Annotated in this window: 16 protein-coding genes; 4 read left to right on the top strand and 12 right to left on the bottom strand. The window is 73.7% G+C overall.

The genetic code is table 11. From position 1 onward, the window contains the following. The first annotated feature begins 180 nt into the window (after positions 1 to 180). Positions 181 to 1512, top strand: a complete 1332-nt coding sequence (locus tag ACN27G_RS09220) for a molybdopterin-binding protein (RefSeq protein WP_421492354.1) — start codon at positions 181 to 183, stop codon at positions 1510 to 1512. Positions 1513 to 1554: 42 nt separating this feature from the next. Here ACN27G_RS09220 and ACN27G_RS09215 read toward each other — a convergent pair whose 3' ends face one another. Next, positions 1555 to 2118, bottom strand: coding sequence for a hypothetical protein (locus ACN27G_RS09215; protein WP_421492353.1), 564 nt, complete (start codon positions 2116 to 2118; stop codon positions 1555 to 1557). 10 nt (positions 2119 to 2128) lie between these two features. Next, positions 2129 to 2806, bottom strand: coding sequence for a DUF2306 domain-containing protein (locus ACN27G_RS09210; protein ID WP_421492352.1), 678 nt, complete (start codon positions 2804 to 2806; stop codon positions 2129 to 2131). Positions 2807 to 2985: 179 nt separating this feature from the next. Here ACN27G_RS09210 and ACN27G_RS09205 point away from each other — a divergent pair, with 179 nt between their 5' ends. Together ACN27G_RS09205 and ACN27G_RS09200 are read left to right on the top strand one after the other, a co-directional pair. After that, the gene (locus ACN27G_RS09205; RefSeq protein ID WP_421492351.1) at positions 2986 to 4185 is read left to right on the top strand and encodes a sensor histidine kinase; all 1200 of its coding nucleotides are present in this window, start codon (positions 2986 to 2988) and stop codon (positions 4183 to 4185) included. A 7-nt stretch (positions 4186 to 4192) separates the two neighbouring features. Then, the gene (locus ACN27G_RS09200; protein ID WP_421492350.1) at positions 4193 to 4867 is read left to right on the top strand and encodes a response regulator; all 675 of its coding nucleotides are present in this window, start codon (positions 4193 to 4195) and stop codon (positions 4865 to 4867) included. Between the two features lie 9 nt (positions 4868 to 4876). Here ACN27G_RS09200 and ACN27G_RS09195 read toward each other — a convergent pair whose 3' ends face one another. The 10 genes from ACN27G_RS09195 to ACN27G_RS09150 form a co-directional block, all read right to left on the bottom strand. Next, positions 4877 to 6205: a glycerate kinase gene (locus tag ACN27G_RS09195; protein WP_421492349.1), complete on the bottom strand. Its 1329-nt coding sequence runs from the start codon at positions 6203 to 6205 to the stop codon at positions 4877 to 4879. Positions 6206 to 6218: 13 nt separating this feature from the next. Next, positions 6219 to 7103, bottom strand: a complete 885-nt coding sequence (locus ACN27G_RS09190) for a 2-hydroxy-3-oxopropionate reductase (RefSeq protein ID WP_421492348.1) — start codon at positions 7101 to 7103, stop codon at positions 6219 to 6221. Position 7104: 1 nt separating this feature from the next. Next, positions 7105 to 8001, bottom strand: a complete 897-nt coding sequence (locus ACN27G_RS09185) for a hydroxypyruvate isomerase family protein (RefSeq protein WP_421492347.1) — start codon at positions 7999 to 8001, stop codon at positions 7105 to 7107. A 192-nt stretch (positions 8002 to 8193) separates the two neighbouring features. After that, on the bottom strand, positions 8194 to 8391 hold the full coding sequence (locus tag ACN27G_RS09180) for a formate dehydrogenase subunit delta (RefSeq protein ID WP_421492346.1): 198 nt from the start codon (positions 8389 to 8391) through the stop codon (positions 8194 to 8196). A 4-nt stretch (positions 8392 to 8395) separates the two neighbouring features. Next, a complete protein-coding gene (gene fdhF / locus ACN27G_RS09175) occupies positions 8396 to 11209 on the bottom strand; it encodes a formate dehydrogenase subunit alpha (RefSeq protein ID WP_421492345.1) in 2814 nt (937 codons plus the stop codon). 76 nt (positions 11210 to 11285) lie between these two features. Then, positions 11286 to 12902, bottom strand: coding sequence for a formate dehydrogenase beta subunit (locus ACN27G_RS09170; RefSeq protein WP_421492344.1), 1617 nt, complete (start codon positions 12900 to 12902; stop codon positions 11286 to 11288). 19 nt (positions 12903 to 12921) lie between these two features. After that, positions 12922 to 13398 carry a formate dehydrogenase subunit gamma gene (locus ACN27G_RS09165; protein ID WP_421492343.1) on the bottom strand — a complete coding sequence of 159 codons (477 nt, stop codon included), beginning with the start codon at positions 13396 to 13398 and terminating at the stop codon, positions 12922 to 12924. A gap of 210 nt (positions 13399 to 13608) precedes the next feature. Continuing rightward, entirely contained in the window at positions 13609 to 14097 is a 489-nt protein-coding gene (locus ACN27G_RS09160; protein ID WP_421492342.1) for a GNAT family N-acetyltransferase, read from the bottom strand. 64 nt (positions 14098 to 14161) lie between these two features. Next, entirely contained in the window at positions 14162 to 15124 is a 963-nt protein-coding gene (locus ACN27G_RS09155; protein WP_421492341.1) for an anti-sigma factor RsbA family regulatory protein, read from the bottom strand. After that, a complete protein-coding gene (locus tag ACN27G_RS09150; protein ID WP_421492340.1) occupies positions 15121 to 15951 on the bottom strand; it encodes an MEDS domain-containing protein in 831 nt (276 codons plus the stop codon). The genes ACN27G_RS09155 and ACN27G_RS09150 overlap by 4 nt, the downstream gene beginning before the upstream one ends. Before the next feature lie 177 nt (positions 15952 to 16128). Between ACN27G_RS09150 and ACN27G_RS09145 the strand changes: the two genes are divergently transcribed. Continuing rightward, positions 16129 to 16704, top strand: a complete 576-nt coding sequence (locus tag ACN27G_RS09145; protein ID WP_421492339.1) for a Dps family protein — start codon at positions 16129 to 16131, stop codon at positions 16702 to 16704. Positions 16705 to 16715: the final 11 nt, after the last annotated feature.

Below are 16715 nucleotides of genomic sequence, written 5' to 3'. Positions count from 1 at the left end.
AACCGGCAACTGTATACTGTATGTCTTGTGCAGTATTGTCCATCACGATCCGGCGGCTGTCCAGGTCGGCCGGACAGAGCGAGGAGACGGCATGAGCGTGCTGGACGAGCGGACGCGGTGGGCCATCGACGACCGGCTCGGCCGGCCGGCCGAGGAGTGGCCCCGGCCGGACGCCGGACGATGAGCGCCGTCACCTGGCCCGAGGCCCGGCGGCACGCCCGCGGGGCGGCCCGGCCGCTCGGCCGCGTGCGACGCCCGCTGCCCGAGACGCTCGGCCGCACCCTGGCGGTGCCGCTCGTCGCGCTCTCCCCGCTGCCGGCGTACGACGCCGCCGCGATGGACGGCTACGCGGTGGCCGGCCCCGGCCCGTGGCAGCTCACCGGGCGGGTGCTGGCCGGCGACCCGGGCCGGCCCACTCCGCTGGCCCCCGGCGAGGCGGTCGAGATCGGCACCGGTGCCGTGGTGCCGGTCGGCGCCGACGCCGTGCTCCCCTACGAGCGGGCCACCCGCACCGGCCGGGCCGTCGACGGCCCGGTCGAGCCCGGCCGGCACGTACGCCGCCGGGGCGAGGACTGCCCGGCCGGCCGCGAGGTGCTGCCCGCCGGCACGGTCGTCAACCCGGTCGTGCTCGGGCTCGCCGCCAGCCTCGGGCACGACACCCTGACCGTGCACCGCCGGCCCCGGGTCGGCACGGTGCTCACCGGCACCGAGCTGCGCACCGCCGGCATCCCGGCGGCCGGACAGGTCCGGGACGCCATCGGGCCGATGTTGCCGGGGCTGCTCCGGTCCGCCGGGGCCGAGCCGGCCTGGGAGATCCGGATCGCCGACGACGCGTCCACCCTCGTCGCCGCCCTGCTCCGCTCCGACGCCGACGTGCTGGTGGTCTGCGGCGCCACCTCGGCCGGGGCCGCCGACCACCTGCGCCGGGCCCTGGACACGCTCGCCGCCGAGGTGCCGGTACGCGGCGTCGCCTGCCGGCCCGGGCATCCGCAACTGCTCGCCATCCTGCCGGACGGGCGATTCGTCGTCGGGCTGCCCGGCAACCCGTACGCGGCCCTGGCCGCCGTGCTGACCCTGCTCCACCCACTGCTCGGCCGGCTCGCCGGCCGGGCCGAACCGCCGACGCTGACCGCCCGGCTCGCCGCGCCGGTGGCCCGGCACCACCGGGACACCCGGCTGGTCCCGGTGGTCCGGGTCGGATCGGCGGCACTGCCGGTCGGGCACGACCGTCCCGGTTCGCTCTGGGGCGCCGCCGGGGCGGACGCGCTCGCGGTCGTGCCACCGGGCTGGGCCGGCGCCGAGGTCGAACTGCTCCCGTTGCCCGCCGCCGGGAACCCGCTTCCGGCGCCGGACCCGACGCCACACGAGGTACCGGACCCGACGCCACACGAGGTACCGGACCCGACACCGCTTCCGGTGCCGAGCCCGGCCGCCGCGCGACCGGTCGGCGCCCCGGCGGCCGGAAGGACCCGCCGCTCCGACGGCGTCGTCGGGTTGTCGGCGCCGCCGTAGCCGGACCTGCTACGCCGTCGCGTGCCTACGGCAGGCGGCAGGTCACCTGCCAGCGGGCGGTTCGGGCTGAGCCGGAGCGGGCCGGTCCCGCCCACGGCGTCGTCCCAGCAGCCTGGCGACGATCACGGGCAGCAGGTGCAGCACGACGAGGAGCACGCCCGTCAGCCAGGCGATCCGACCGATCGACAGGCCCTGCAGCGCCAGCACCGTCACCGCGAAGACAGCGGTGAGCAGCAGATAGCTGGCGATCCGCAGCGGGGTCGCCGGCTCTGTCCGCTCCGCGTCCCCCGCGTCGCGCCTGGTGGCGTGCCGCCACCAGGCGGTCGACACCGCCGCGACCGCGTGCAGGACGGCGAACTGCACCGCCCAGAAGGCCGTCCTGCCGACGCCGGCCCCGCCGGTCGTCGACGGCGCTGCCACGGTCATGGTCGCGAAGACGGCCAAGGCCGGCACCCAGGTGAAGACGAGGGGCGCCAGCCCCGCCACCGCGAGCTTCCTCGGCAGGCTGACCCGCGGCTGGACCTGCTGCCTGATCTGGCTGATCACCTGGTCGGAGGCCCAGACCAGCCTGCGGGGCGAACCCGTGTCGGGCGCCGGGCGTGACATGCGGGCCAGCCTAGTGCGACTGCGGGGAGTTGGCGAGGAGGCGCCCGCGGGTCCGCAGTGGACGGCTGCGGCGCCGGATCACCCATTCCGCGACGACCACGTTGATCAGCCAGGCGACGGCCATGGTGCCGGTCCTGCTCGCCGTGCCGAGCGCACCGACCGAGACGATCCAGGCCACCTGCGTGAAGAACTGCGTACCGGCACCCATGGCGATCGCGTAGCCCCGGATCATCCACGCCCGGTGTGCCCCGAAGTCCCGCCGCCGGACCGCGCGGAAGCCGAGGAGCAGGGACGCGGCCAGGTAGCTGCTCACCACCACGCGGATGGTCGCCAGCGCCGCCCCGTCCACGGCCGTGGGCGGCAGGAAGAGCGTCAGCCAGAGACCCGTCAGCGCGGTGAGCAGGCCGGCCGGGACCAGCAGCAGGCGGCCGGCGACCCGGTGCCAGCGCCGGTGGCGCCGGCGGAGGCCGGGCGCGAACTGGAAGGCGCCGAGCACGCTGAACACCGTGACGCTGACGATGTGCAGCAGCACCGGCACGGGTGCCGAGCCGATCCGGTCACCATCCGGCAGCACCTGGCCGCCGCCGGCCAGCTCGACCAGCCGGAGGCTGCCGGCGAGCACCGGTACGGCGGCGAGCAGCAGCAGGCCGGTGATGATCAACCGGTCTGACCTGGCGGAGTGTGTCACGGCGGAGTCCCTTCACGCGGTGCGCGAGCCCACTCGGGTCGTCGTCGCCTGTCGATGGTCGCGGGACGCGCGGCAGGACTCATCGGAGCGCGGGCCGGAGCCGCCCCGGCCATTGGTCGGGGAGCCGGGCCGTACTTTGGGCCAATCCGCCGGCCGCCCGGGCTGCGTACCATCGGGGCGTGCGCGAGCTGCTCCGCTCCGTCTGGACCGAGCCCCGGGCCCCCGACCCGCCGGTGCGGGTCTGGCGGGACTGGGCGCTCGTCGGCATGGTCGCACCGCTCGTGATCCTCGAAGGACTCTTCCGGCCGGACCTGCCGGTCTCGACGCGTGGCTACGCGCTGACCGTCGCGCTCGCCCTGGTGCCCACGCTGTTGTGGCGCCGGACCAGGCCGCTGCCGATGGTCGCGATCGCCTTCACCACCACCGGTGTTGCCCCGCTCCTCCTCGGCCACGAGCCGGATCTGGTCAGCGGAGCGTTCCTGCTGCTGCTGCCGTACGCCCTGTTCCGCTGGGGTTCCGGCCCGGAGATGGTGGCCGGCGGAGCGATCGTGCTCGGCAAGATCTGCCTCTCGGCCGCTCTCGGCCACCTCGGCCTGGCGGACGTGGTAGCCGGCTTCGCGGTGATGTTCGCGGCCCTCGCCCTCGCCACCACGTTCCGCTACCGGGCGCGGCTCTGGGCCCGCGGGCTCGACCAGGCCAAGCTGCGCGAACGGGAGCGACTCGCCCGCGACCTGCACGACACGGTGGCCCACCACGTCTCGGCGATGGCGATCCGGGCCCAGGCCGGGATCGCCGTGGCGCAGGCGCGGCCGGACGCGGCGGTCGACGCGCTCCGGGTCATCGAGGCCGAGGCGACCCGGGCGCTCGCCGAGATGCGTACGATGGTCCGCGCCCTGCGCCACGCCGAGCCGGCGGAGCTGGCGCCGAGCCCGGGCATCCCGGAGATCGCCGGGCTGGCGAGCCGTGCCGCGCCCGGTCCCGTGGTCGACGTGGAGCTGCTCGGCGACCTCGACGGCATCCCGTCGACCGTCGGCACCGCGATCTACCGGCTCGCCCAGGAGTCGGTGACGAACGCGCGACGGCACGCCCGGCACGCCACCCGGATCGAGGTCCGGGTCGCCGCCGACGCCGGATCGGTGCGGCTGCGGGTCAGCGACGACGGCGACCCCGGCCCGGTCCGACCCACCGGTCCGACCGTTCCCGGCAGGTTCGGCATCGTCGGCATGACGGAGCGGGCCGGTCTGCTCGGCGGCACCTGCGAGGCCGGTCCCAACCCCGACCGGGGCTGGACGGTGGCGGTGGCGCTGCCGCGCACCGGGACGCCCACCGGGACCGCCGGGACCGCCGGGACCGCCGGGACCGCCGGGACCGCCGGATGATGGCGGCATGACCATCCGGGTGCTCGTCGCCGACGACCAGGAGATCGTCCGGACCGGGCTGGCGATGATCCTCGACGCGCAGCCGGGGATCGAGGTGGTGGGCGAGGCCGCCGACGGCCACCGGGCCGTCGAGCTCGCCCGGCGGCTGCGTCCGGACGTCTGCCTCTTCGACATCCGCATGCCCGGCATGGACGGGATCGAGGCCACCCGTCGGCTCGCCGGACCCACCGTCGCCGATCCGCTCGCCGTGGTCGTCATCACCACCTTCGACCTCGACGAGTACGTCTACGCGGCGCTCCGCGCCGGTGCGCGCGGGTTCCTGCTCAAGGACTCCGGCACGGCCCTGCTCAGCCAGGCCGTGCACGCCGCCGCGGACGGCGAGGCACTCATCGCGCCGACCGTCACGACCCGGCTGCTGCGGGCCTTTGCCGACGCCGGGCCCGGCACGCCGCCGAGGCAGCCGGTCGACCCGCTCACGGAACGGGAGGAGGAGGTGCTCGTCGCCGTCGCACGCGGCCGTACCAACGCCGAGATCTCCGGCGAGCTGCACATCAGCCTCAGCACCGTCAAGACGCACATCGCGAGCCTGATGGCGAAGCTCGGCGCCCGTAACCGGGTCGAGATCGCGATCTGGGCGTACGAGACCGACCGGGTCCGGAGGTGGCTGGGCCGGCCGGGCTAGGAGTCGCCGTCAGCGGCGGGACGGTGCGGCCGGCTCCAGCCAGTCTGCGGCCACCCGCGCGGCGGTCGCCGCCACCAGCTCGGCGGCCCGGTCGAGGCAGGCCGCCGGATCCGGTTCGAGGTCGGTCAGGGGGTAGACCGCCCGGATACCGGCCTCGTGGAGCCCGTCCGGGCCGACCCCGAGCTGCCCGACGACCGCCACGACCGGTACGCCGGCCCGCGCCGCCGCCCCGGCCACCCCGACCGGCGCCTTGCCGCGCAGGCTCTGCGCGTCCAGCGAACCCTCCCCGGTGATCACCAGATCGGCGCCGGCCACCGCCTGCACGAAGCCGAGCAGGTCGAGCAGGTATGCGATGCCGGGCCGGAACCGCGCCCCGAGGAAGCCGAGCGCGGCGAACCCGACCCCGCCGGCCGCACCCGCGCCCGGCCGGTCGCGCACCGGCCCCGCCACTGCGGCCGGTCCGGGCAGCCCCGCCACTGCGGCCGGTCCGGGCAGCCCCGCCACTGCGGCCGGTCCGGGTGGCTCCGCCACTGCGGCCGGTCCGGGCGGCTCCGCCACTGCGTCCGGTCCGGGTGGCTCCGCCACTGCGGGCGGCCCCGCCGCCGTGGCCGGCCGGAGCAGCCCCGCCTCGCGTACGGCCGGCTCGGCCAGGTCGGCCCAGCGGTGCAGGCCCGCCTCCAGCACCGCCACCTCCTCGCCGGTGGCGCCCTTCTGCGGGCCGTAGACGGCGGCGGCACCGGCCGGACCGAGCAGCGGGTTGTCCACGTCCCCGGCAACCACGAACCGGGTACGCCGGACTGCCGGATGCAGCCCGGTCAGGTCCAGCCGGTGCAGGTGGCGCAGTGCCGCACCGCCGGCCGGCAGCTCCACGCCCCGGTCGTCGAGCAGTCGCACGCCCAGCGCGCCGACCAGCCCCGCCCCGCCGTCGGTGCTCGCGCTGCCACCCAGCCCGAGCACCACCTCCGGGCAGCCGTGTTCCAGCGCCGCCCGGATCACCTCGCCGGCGCCCCGGCTGCTGGCGTGCAGCGGGTCGGGCCGCCCCTCCGGCAGGCGGCGCAGCCCGCAGGCGTCGGCCAGCTCGACCACGGCAACGCCGTCGGCGTGCGCGAAGGCCGTCCGGACCGGGGCGCCGGTCGGCCCGGCCACGGTGACCGGCATCCGGCGGAAGCCGGCCGAGACCGCCGCGTCGAGGGTGCCTTCGCCGCCGTCGGCGACCGGGAAGCCGCGTACCTCGATGCCGGGTGCGGCCCGGCGGAGGCCGGCGGCCAGGTGCCGGACGACCTCGGCGGCGGTCAGCGAGCCCTTGAACTTGTCCGGCGCCAGCAGCACGTGTCCCATCGGCGCGACCGGGTCAGCGGGTCGGCCGGCCGGAGAGCTGTTCGACGAGCTTGAGCAGGGCGCTGTGGTCGAGGCCGCCGTCGCCCTGTGCCCGCAGCGCCGCGACGAGCTGGGCGACCGCCGCGCCGAGCGGGATCACCACCCCGGCCTCCCGGGCCGCCGAGGTGACGATGCCCATGTCCTTGTGGTGCAGGTCGATCCGGAAGCCGGGCTGGAACTGCCGGGCCAGCATCCCGGCCGCCTTGCGCTCCAGGATCCGGTTGCCGGCCAGGCCGCCGGCGAGCACCCTCACCGCCGCCTCGGTGTCCACCCCGTACGCCTCCAGGAAGACGATCGCCTCGGCGACCAGCTCGATGGTGCCGGCCACGATCAGCTGGTTGGCGGCCTTCACGGTCTGGCCGGCGCCCGCCGGGCCGACGTGCACGACCGTGCCGCCCAGCACCTCCAGGAGCGGCCGGGCCGCCGCGAAGTCCGCCGGCTCGCCACCGACCATGATGGAGAGGGTGCCCTCGACCGCGCCCGCCTCGCCGCCGCTGACCGGGGCGTCCAGCACCCGCACGGAGCGGACCCGGCCGGCCTCGGCGACCTGCCGGGCGGTGGTCGGCGAGATGCTGCTCATGTCGACGTAGAGCTGCCCGGGGCGGGCGTTGGCCAGGATTCCCTGGTCGCCGAGGGCGACCGTCTCGACGTCGGCCGAGTCGCGGACCATGGTGATCACCACGTCGACCTGTCGCACCAGCTCGCCGATGCCGGCGGCGACCTTGCCGCCGGCCTGTTCGAGGGCCGCGTTGCGGGCCGGGCTGACGTCGTGACCGACGACGTCGTAGCCGGCCCTGATCAGATTGGCGGCCATCGGACCGCCCATGATGCCGAGGCCGATCATCCCGATGCTTGTCATCTCAGCGGATCCCTTCGATTGTCTGGTCGGCACGACGACCTCCGGACGATCCGGCTCCGGACGACCCGGCGACCGGCGGGCCACCCCGGCGGTCTCGGGGCAGCCACTCGAAGCTCTCCGCGCTCGGGCCGGTCGGCAGGTACTCCAGGCCGACCCAGCCGCGGTAGCCGGCCCGTTCGAGCTGGCCGAGCTGGCCGTCGAGGTCGATCTCGCCGGTGCCGGGCTGGTGCCGGCCGGGCGCGTCGGCGATCTGCACGTGCCCTATCCGGTCGGCGTACTCGGTGAGCACCTTGGGCACGTCGTCGCCGTTGACGGTCAGGTGGTAGAGGTCGGCGAGAAACGCCAGGTTCCGGATGTCGCGCTCGACAAGCAGTTGGTCGAGGACGGCGACGACGTCGGTCGCGGTGCGCAACGGGTAGGGCTGCGGTCCGCTCACCGCCTCGACCAGGACGGTGCCGCCGATTCGGGCCACGGTGGTGGCCGCGAAGGCGAGGTTGGCCACCGCGGTCTCCTCCTGGGTGCCCGGGTGGATGTCCGGGATCCGGTTGCCGTAGAGGGCGTTGAAGGACCGGCAGCCGGTGGCGGCGCCGATCATCGTTACCAGCTCGACGTTCTCCCGGAACTCGGCGGAGCGGGTGGGCCAGGAGACGACGCCCCGGTCGCCGCCGGGCATGTCCCCGGCGAAGAAGTTGAGCCCCACGAGTTGCACGTCGGCGTCGGAGAGCGCCGCGAGAAACGCCTCCACCTGCGAGGCCGGCGGCACCGCCTCGGGGAACGGCCACCAGAACTCGACCGCGTCGAAACCGGCCGCCCTGGCCGCCGCCGGCCGCTCCAGCAGGGGCAGTTCGGTGAAGAGGATCGAGCAGTTCACGTCGTAGCGGAGCCGGTGTCCGGGCACGGCGCCTCCCTGGCGACTCGGTGACACAATATTACCTACAGTATTCTGTATGCAGTATGGACACGAGTCAAGGTACGCGGGTCCTGCGGCTGGACGCACCCGGGGCGTCGGGCCTGCCGAGGGCAGGTCACCGGGTCGTGGCCCCGCGCCTGATGCGCGAGGCCACGACAGGGTGGAGACAGCGGCCCGCGGTTACAGCAGCCGGGCGGCGGCCAGGGCGAGCGGGTCGAGCGCCTCCGGCTCGGCCTCGGCCCGGTGCCGCAGCTCGGCCCGCATCCGGGGGTCCCAGAACGCGCGGATGTGCTCGGCGATCGCCGACGCCGCATGCTCCGGCGCCTGGTGCTGGAACTGCACGGCGATCTCGTTGGCGAGCCTGACCTGTGGCGACATCGGCTCAGTCCGCCATCGCGGGAAGCCGGTGCTCCGCCCCGGCCGTCTCGACCGGTGCCGGCGGACTCTTCAACCCCACCTGGACCGCCGTCACCTTGTATTCCGGACAGTTGGTCGCCCAGTCGGAGTTCTCCGTGGTGACCACGTTCGCCCCGGTCACCGGGTGGTGGAAGGTCGTGTAGACCACCCCGACCGGCATCCGGTCGGAGAAGACCGCGCGCAGCGACGTCGCGCCGACCCGGCTGGCCAGGGTGACCTCGTCACCGTCGTTGATGCCCCGGACCTCCGCGTCGTGCGGATGGATCTCGAGTACGTCCTCCGGGTGCCACGCCACGTTCCCGGTCCGCCGGGTCTGCGCACCCACGTTGTACTGGCTCAGGATCCGCCCGGTGGTCAGGATCAGCGGGAACTTGCGGGTGCTCCGCTCCCGGGTCGGCACGAACGGCGTCTGCACGAACCGGCCCCTCCCCCGGACGAAGCCGTCGACGTGCATGATCGGGGTGCCTTCGGGCGCGGCGTCGTTGCAGGGCCACTGCACGCTGCCGAGCTTGTCGAGCTTGTCGAAGGAGACCCCGGAGAAGGTCGGGGTGAGCGCCGCGATCTCGTCCATGATCTGGCTCGGGTGGTCGTACCGCATCGGATAGCCCATCGCCTGGGCGATCTCGGCGACGATCTGCCACTCGTGCTTGCCGGTCTTCGGCGCCATCACCGGGCGGACCCGGTTGATCCGCCGCTCGGCGTTGGTGAAGGTGCCGTCCTTCTCCAGGAAGGAGGTGCCGGGCAGGAAGACGTGCGCGAACTTCGCCGTCTCGTTGAGGAAGAGATCCTGCACCACGACCAGCTCCATCGCCGCCAGCGCGGCGTGCACGTGCCTGGTGTTCGGGTCCGACTGCGCGATGTCCTCGCCCTGCACGAAGATCGCCCGGAAGCTCCCGTCGATCGCCGCGTCGAACATGTTCGGGATCCGCAGCCCCGGCTCGGGCAGCAGGGCGCTCCCCCACATGTTCTCGAAGACGCCCCGGACCACGTCGTCGGAGATGTGCCGGTAGCCCGGCAGCTCGTGCGGGAACGACCCCATGTCGCAGGAGCCCTGCACGTTGTTCTGCCCGCGCAGCGGGTTGACCCCGACGCCCTCCCGGCCGATGTTGCCGGTCGCCATCGCCAGGTTCGCCATCCCCATCACCATGGTCGAGCCCTGGCTGTGCTCCGTGACGCCGAGGCCGTAGTAGATCGCCGCGTTGCCGCCGGTGGCGTAGAGCCGGGCCGCCGCGCGCAGCTCCTCGGCCGGCACCCCGGTCAGCTCCTCGACCGCCTCCGGGCTGTTCTCCGGCCGGGCGATGAAGTCGGCCCAGCCGTCGAAGTCCTCGCAGCGCTCCTCGACGAAGCCGCGGTCGACCAGTCCCTCGGTGAGCACCACGTGCGCCATCGCGTTCACCACCGCCACGTTGGTGCCGGGGGCGAGCTGGAGGTGGTGCGCGGCCTCGATGTGCGGGGAGCGGACCAGGTCGATCCGGCGCGGGTCGACCACGATCAGCCTGGCGCCCTCGCGCAGCCGGCGCTTCATCCGGGAGGCGAAGACCGGGTGCCCGTCGGTCGGGTTCGCCCCGATCACCATGATCACGTCGGACTTCGCCACCGAACGGAAGTCCTGGGTGCCGGCGGAGGTGCCGAAGGTCTGCTTCAGGCCGTACCCGGTCGGCGAGTGGCAGACCCGGGCGCAGGTGTCCACGTTGTTGTTGCCGAACGCCGCCCGGATCATCTTCTGCACCACGTAGACCTCCTCGTTCGTGGTGCGCGAGGAGGTGATGCCGCCGATCGCCCCGACCCCGTGCCGGGCCTGGATGTCCCTGAGCTTGTTGGCCGTGTAGGAGATCGCGGTCTCCCAGTCGACCGGGCGCCACTCGTCGGTGATGCTCTCCCGGACCATCGGGGTCAGCACCCGGTCGGGGTGGGTGGCGTAGCCGAACGCGAACCGCCCCTTGACACAGGAGTGGCCCTCGTTCGCCCCGCCGTCCTTGTAGGGCACCATCCGGACCAGCTCGGCACCGCGCAGCTCGGCCTTGAAGGAGCAGCCGACCCCGCAGTACGCGCAGGTGGTGACGACGCTGCGGGTCGGCATCCCGAGCTGCACCACCGACTTCTCCTGCAGGGTCGCCGTCGGGCAGGCCTGCACGCAGGCGCCGCAGGAGACGCACTCGGAGCTCATGAAGTCGGTGCCGCCGGCCGAGACCTTGGAGCCGAAGCCGCGCCCCTCGATGGTCAGCGCGAACGTCCCCTGCACCTCGCCGCAGGCCCGTACGCAGCGGGAGCAGGCGATGCACTTGGACGCCTCGAAGTCGAAGTACGGGTTGCTGGAGTCGGTCTTCTCGGCGAGGTGGTTGGCGCCGTCGTAGCCGTACCGGACCTGGCGCAGCCCGACCACGCCGGACATGTCCTGCAACTCGCAGTCGCCGTTGGCCGAGCAGGTGAGGCAGTCCAGCGGGTGGTCGGAGATGTAGAGCTCCATCACGCCCTGGCGGAGCTTCTCCAGTTTCGGCGACTGGGTGGTCACCCGCATCCCCTCGGCGACCGGGGTGGTGCAGGAGGCCGGGGTGCCGCGCCGGCCGTCGATCTCCACCAGGCAGAGCCGGCAGGAGCCGAACGCCTCCAGGCTGTCGGTGGCGCAGAGCTTCGGGATGTCGATCCCGCTCATGGCGGCGGCCCGCATCACCGAGGTGCCTTCGGGCACGGCCACCGGGTGGCCGTCCACCTCGACGGTGACGGTCGCCGGGCCGGGTCGGGCCGGCGTACCGAGATCGGGTTCCTTCAGCAGACTCATGACGCCACTCCGCTCCGCTCCGTGCCGCCATGAGGCACATCGGCACTGAGCTGGCTGGTTCGCTCGCTACGCGCGCTCACGATGGTCTGGCCTCCTCGTATCGGCCGGCGGACGTCTCCCCTCTGGCGGTGAAGTCGTCCGGGAAGTGCAGCAGTGCACTGCGTACCGGCATCGGTGTCAGGCCGCCCATCGCGCAGAGCGACCCTTCGGTCATCAGCTCGCAGAGATCACCCAGCAGGGCCAGGTTGCCGTCCGGGTCCTGGCCGGCGGTGATCTTGTCGATCACCTCGACGCCCCGGACCGCGCCGACCCGGCACGGGGTGCACTTGCCGCAGGACTCCTCGGCGCAGAACTCCATGGCGAAGCGGGCCATCGCCGCCATGTCCACGGTGTCGTCGAAGACCACGACGCCGCCGTGCCCGAGCATCGCGCCGGCGGCGGCGAACGCTTCGTACTCCATCGGCAGGTCCAGGCCGTCCGCCGGCAGGTACGCCCCGAGCGGCCCGCCGACCTGCACGGCACGGACCGGCCGGCCGGTGCGGGTGCCGCCGCCGTAGGTGTGCACCAGGTCGTGCAACGTCATCCCGAAGGCGGTCTCGACAATGCCGCCCCGGGCGACGTTGCCGGCCAGCTGGAAGACCTGGGTGCCCCGGGACCGCTCCACCCCCAACGCCTGGTACGCCGCCGCCCCCTCGGCCAGGATCGTCGGCACCGAGGCCAGGGTCAGCACGTTGTTCACCACGGTCGGCCGGCCGAAGAGCCCGGTGATCGCCGGGATCGGCGGCTTGGCCCGGACCACGCCGCGTCTGCCCTCCAGGCTCTCCAGCATCGCGGTCTCCTCGCCGCAGATGTAGGCGCCCGCGCCGACCCGGACGTGCAGGTCGAAACGGAGCCCGGAGCCGAGGACGTCGCCGCCGAGCCAGCCCTGTTCGCGGGCGATGCCGATGGCCTGGCGCATGGTGCGGATCGCGTCGGGATATTCGGAGCGGATGTAGACGTAGCCCTCGGTCGCGCCGACCGCGTACCCGGCGATCGCCATCCCCTCGATCAGGGTGAACGGGTCGCCCTCGATCAGCATCCGGTCGGCGAAGGTGCCGCTGTCGCCCTCGTCGGCGTTGCAGCAGACGAACTTCGGCGCGCCGGGGGTGTCGGCGACGGTCTTCCACTTGATGCCGGCCGGGAAGCCGGCGCCGCCCCGGCCGCGCAGCCCGGACTCGGTGACCTGGGCGACCACCTCGGCGGGGGGCAGCTCCAGCGCCCGGCGCAGCCCGGCCAGGCCGCCGTGCGCGACGTAGTCGTCCGGGGCGAGCGGGTCGGTGACGCCGACCCGGGCGAAGCAGAGCCGGGTCTGGTCGCGCAGCCAGGGCAGCTCGGCGACGACGCCCTGGCAGAGCTCGTGCTCGGCACCGTCGAGCAGCCCGGCGGCGACGAGGTCGGCGACCGCCTCCGGCGCGACCGGGCCGTAGCCGATCCGGCCGCGCGCCGTGACCACCTCGACCAGCGGTTCGAGCCAGAGCATGCCGTGCGAGCCGTTCCGGACCATCCGGACCGCCCGGCCGGTCTCGGCCGCCACCCGCTCGATCTCGGCGGCGACCAGGTCCGCGCCCATCGAGAGCGCGGCCGAGTCGCGGGGTACGTAGACCGTCACCGGCGCCGTCATGCCTGCACCGCCCTCGTCGACGCTCGTGCTCATTGGTGCACCCTCGTCTCACTCATGCGTCCACCGCCTTTGTCACCAGGGCGTCCAGCCGGGCCGGGGTGAGCCGCCCGTGGACCCGCTCGTCGATCTGGCCGGCCGGGCCGAGTGCGCAGTTGCCCAGGCAGAACACCTGCTCCAGGGTGACCGAGCCGTCCGGTGTGGTCTGGCCGACCTTGACGCCGAGTGTCCGCTCCGCGTACGCGACAAGTGCCTCGGCGCCGACCGACTGGCATGCCTCGGCGCGGCAGAGCCTGACCACGGTCCGGCCGGCCGGTTCGGCGCGGAAGTCGGTGTAGAAGGTGACCACGCCGTGCACGTCGGCGCGGGAGATGTTCAACTCGGCGGCGAGCACCGGCACGACGTCGGAGTCGACGTAGCCGAACTCGTCCTGGATCCGGTGCAGGATCGGCAAGAGTGCGCCGCGGTCACCGCGATGTGCGGCGACCAGTGCGTGCACCCGATCCGTCATCGAGGCGTCCGGACCGGCCATGGCAACCCCACCTCCATCCGCGCCGACTGGAACTCCACCATACGTCGCTCTGGATACCGTATGCAATATCGCCGGAACCGGGTGATCAGCAGGCGGTCCCGATTGATCACTACCCAGTATCGTCGTTGCGACGGCGTCCGGACAGGGGTCGCGCCGCGAACGTCACGCACGCCGTCGGGGAAGGCGACGCTCCCCCGCGCCTGGAACGCCTCAGCCGATCGCGGGACTACGGCGCTCCAGCAGGACCACGTCGCGCCACGTGCCGTGGTGGCGCCCGACCCGCTCCCGTACGCCGACGACCCGGAAGCCGACCCGCTCGTGCAGGGTCAGGCTGGCCGCGTTCTCCGGAAAGATCCCGGACTGGACGGTCCAGATCCCGGCGGCCTCGGTCGAGGCGATCAGCGCCGCCATCAGGGCCCGCGCCACGCCCCGGCCCTGGGCGGCGGGATGGACGTAGACGGAGTGTTCGACGACTCCGGCGTAGACGGCCCGGGCGGAGACCGGCGTGACCGCCACCCAGCCGAGCACCCGGCCGTCGTCCCCCACGGCGACCAGCCGGTGCGCGGGGAGGCGGCCGGAGTCGAACGCCGGCCAGGTCGGCGCCTCGGTCTCGAAGCTGGCCTGCCCGGTGTCCAGCCCGGCCTGGTAGATCGCCAGCACGTCGGCGGCGTCGCCCGGCTCCATCGCCCGGATCCGCATCAGCCCCTCCCGACCGGCGCCGGCCCGGTCACCCGGGCGGTCCCGCGGGAACCCCGGCGCCTGATCATCCGCCGAAGTGCGGATTGCCGGCGGTGAGCCGCAGCGTGAAGGAGCTCGGGGCGCGGCTGAACGTCACGTGGTTGCACGACTGGAAGGTGATCCACAACCCCAGACCGCCCGCACCGTCGGCCGCCGCCGGCAGCAACCCGGCAAAAGGGTCCTCCGGCCCGCCACCACCGTCGCTGACCGCGACGACGATGCGGTCGGTGCCGCTCCACAGCCGGAACCGCACCGGTGGACGGCCGTGCCGCAGGGCATTGGTCACCGTCTCGCTCACCGCGACGACCAGGTCCTCGATCTCGTCGGCACGCAGGGGGCCCGGATCGGTCCCGTAGACCGCGTGCCGGGCCTGGGTCGGCGACGGGTCGACCAACTCGAGCAGCGGCGTCGTGGACTGGAGCGGATCGGGCAGCACGGCACGTTCCTCGGAGAGGTACGCCTTCGGCTCGGTGTAGGTCTCGCTCGGCCGGTGCTCCCCGTCCGCCGTGGCCACCCGGGGATGCGTACGCAGCACGTCCGCCAGCACCGGCGCCGGAGTGATCCGGGTGTCGTACGCGCACATGCTCCAGAGCGGAAAGCTGTCGTACGCGTGGTTGACCGCCGACTCGTACCGGGCCCACCAGTCCCAGGTCGCGCCGAGGGCCGCTCGCGGCACCTCGCCGATGATCCGGATCTGCGGGGCGCCCTCGGCGACGTACCCGGCCAGCAGCCGCTGGTAGGACCGGATCGCGACGGCCGGACGGGCGTAGAGATCGCCACCGGGCAGGAACGTGACGGTCGAGCCGGCGGGGAGGGCGGCCCGGACCAGTGCCGCCGTGCGCTCGCCGAAGGAGACCACCGTCGGCTCTCCCGCGGCGACCCCGCCGAGCAGGAAGGGCAGCGCGACGGCGAGCAGCTCCTCGTCGGAGTGGTACGGCACGGCCTCGTGGTAGTAGCCCTCGTGACCGGCGGCGGCGCCTGTCCTCATCGCACCGCCTCGACCCGCAGGCCGGTGAGACCGAGCAACTCGACGAGGCGGGTGGCGGCGGTCCGCCGGGTCCGCAGTACCGCGGTGGCGGCCCGGCCTCCGGCGTAGTCGCGCAGCCGGGTCAGGCAGTGGTGGTCGATGAAGCGGAGCTCCCCCGCCCCCACCACCAGCTCACCACCGACCGGGCTCAGGTCGGCGTGCTCCAGCGCGGTGGCGAACTGCTCGTGGTTGAAGACGTCGAGTTCGCCGGCGAGCGCGGCGGCGCCGTCACCGGGGGCACAGGCGTAGAGCCGGAAGAGCACCTCGGCGACGTTGTTCACCGGGTGCAGGCAGGCCAGCGCGGCGACCGTCCGGTCACCCAGCTCGGCCCGGTGGTAGCCGCACATCGCCGAGAGTGGCCGGATCCGCATGTATCTGTCGACGGCATGCTCATAGCGGGCGAACGCCGCGAGCTGGGCGGAAGTACGCACCAACGGTGTGGCGTCGGCGGCCACCCGCAGCCCGGCGTAGCCGGCGGCCACCGCCTCGTCGGTCGCGGCCGCGTATCTCTGCAACTGTCCGAGCGGATCGACCACGCCGCCCGGATATGTCTCATTGAGCGTGACGACCTGCGCGGCGCCCCGCCGCAGGGCGTCGGAGAACCCGGCGCTGCCGCGCAGCCGCTCGACGACCCGCTCCGGCGACCCGGTCGCGACATACCAGACCCGCTCACCGGCCGCGAGCCCTTCGGCAAGGAAGTGCCGGGCGCGGTGCTCGAAGACCGCCGGGTCGTCGTAGGCCCAGCAGACGTGACCGTACGGCACGACCGGAGCGAGGTCGCTGATCATGCCGGAAACCCCATGCTCACGAGTCTAGGCCGCCGGGGCCCGACGGTCATCCACCGGGTGACCGGGCGGCGGCGGCCCGGCGAACCGCCCCCGGGGTGCCGACGCGGCGGTTTGACGGCCTTCCGCCCGGGTAGCCGGCTGTCTCCCAGCACCGTCACCTGTCGAAAGGAGCCTGCGATGAGCGGTCCGGGCCACGCCGTGGGAAGCCAGCCATGGCTGCACCAGCAGGACGGGCGGATCCAGGAGTTCGGCACCGTCCGGCAGTTCCCGCTCGGGCTCTCCTCGGACGCCCGGATGTACTCCTGCGAGCGGCTCAACCGGGTCCTGGCCGACACCCAGATCCTGTACGCCCTCTACAAGAAGCACCACTGGCTGATGCGCGGACCCACCTTCTACCAACTCCACCTGCTGCTCGACAAGCACGCCGGCGAGCAACTCGAACTGGTCGACATGATCGCCGAGCGGGTGCAGACGCTCGGCGGGGTGGCGGTCGGCGATCCCCGGCACGTCGCCGAGATCACCCGGATCCCCCGGCCACCGAACGGCGCCGAGCAGGTGCCGGTGATGCTCTCCCGGCTGCTGGAGGCACACGAACTGATCCTGATCGACGTCCGCGACGCCGCCGGGCGGGTGGCCGAGATGGGCGACGACGGCAGCAACGACCTGCTGGTCTCGAACGTGCTCCGCACCGGCGAACTGCAGGCCTGGTTCGTCGCCGAGCACCTGGTCGAGGTCCCGCTGGCCAGAGCCTGAGCGGATCACGG

Source organism: Plantactinospora sp. WMMB334, from assembly GCF_049179095.1.
In the GTDB taxonomy this organism is placed as follows: Bacteria; Actinomycetota; Actinomycetes; order Mycobacteriales; family Micromonosporaceae; genus Plantactinospora.
Note: the sequence above shows the minus strand (reverse complement) of the source record. Positions and strands in the feature narration are given on the sequence as shown.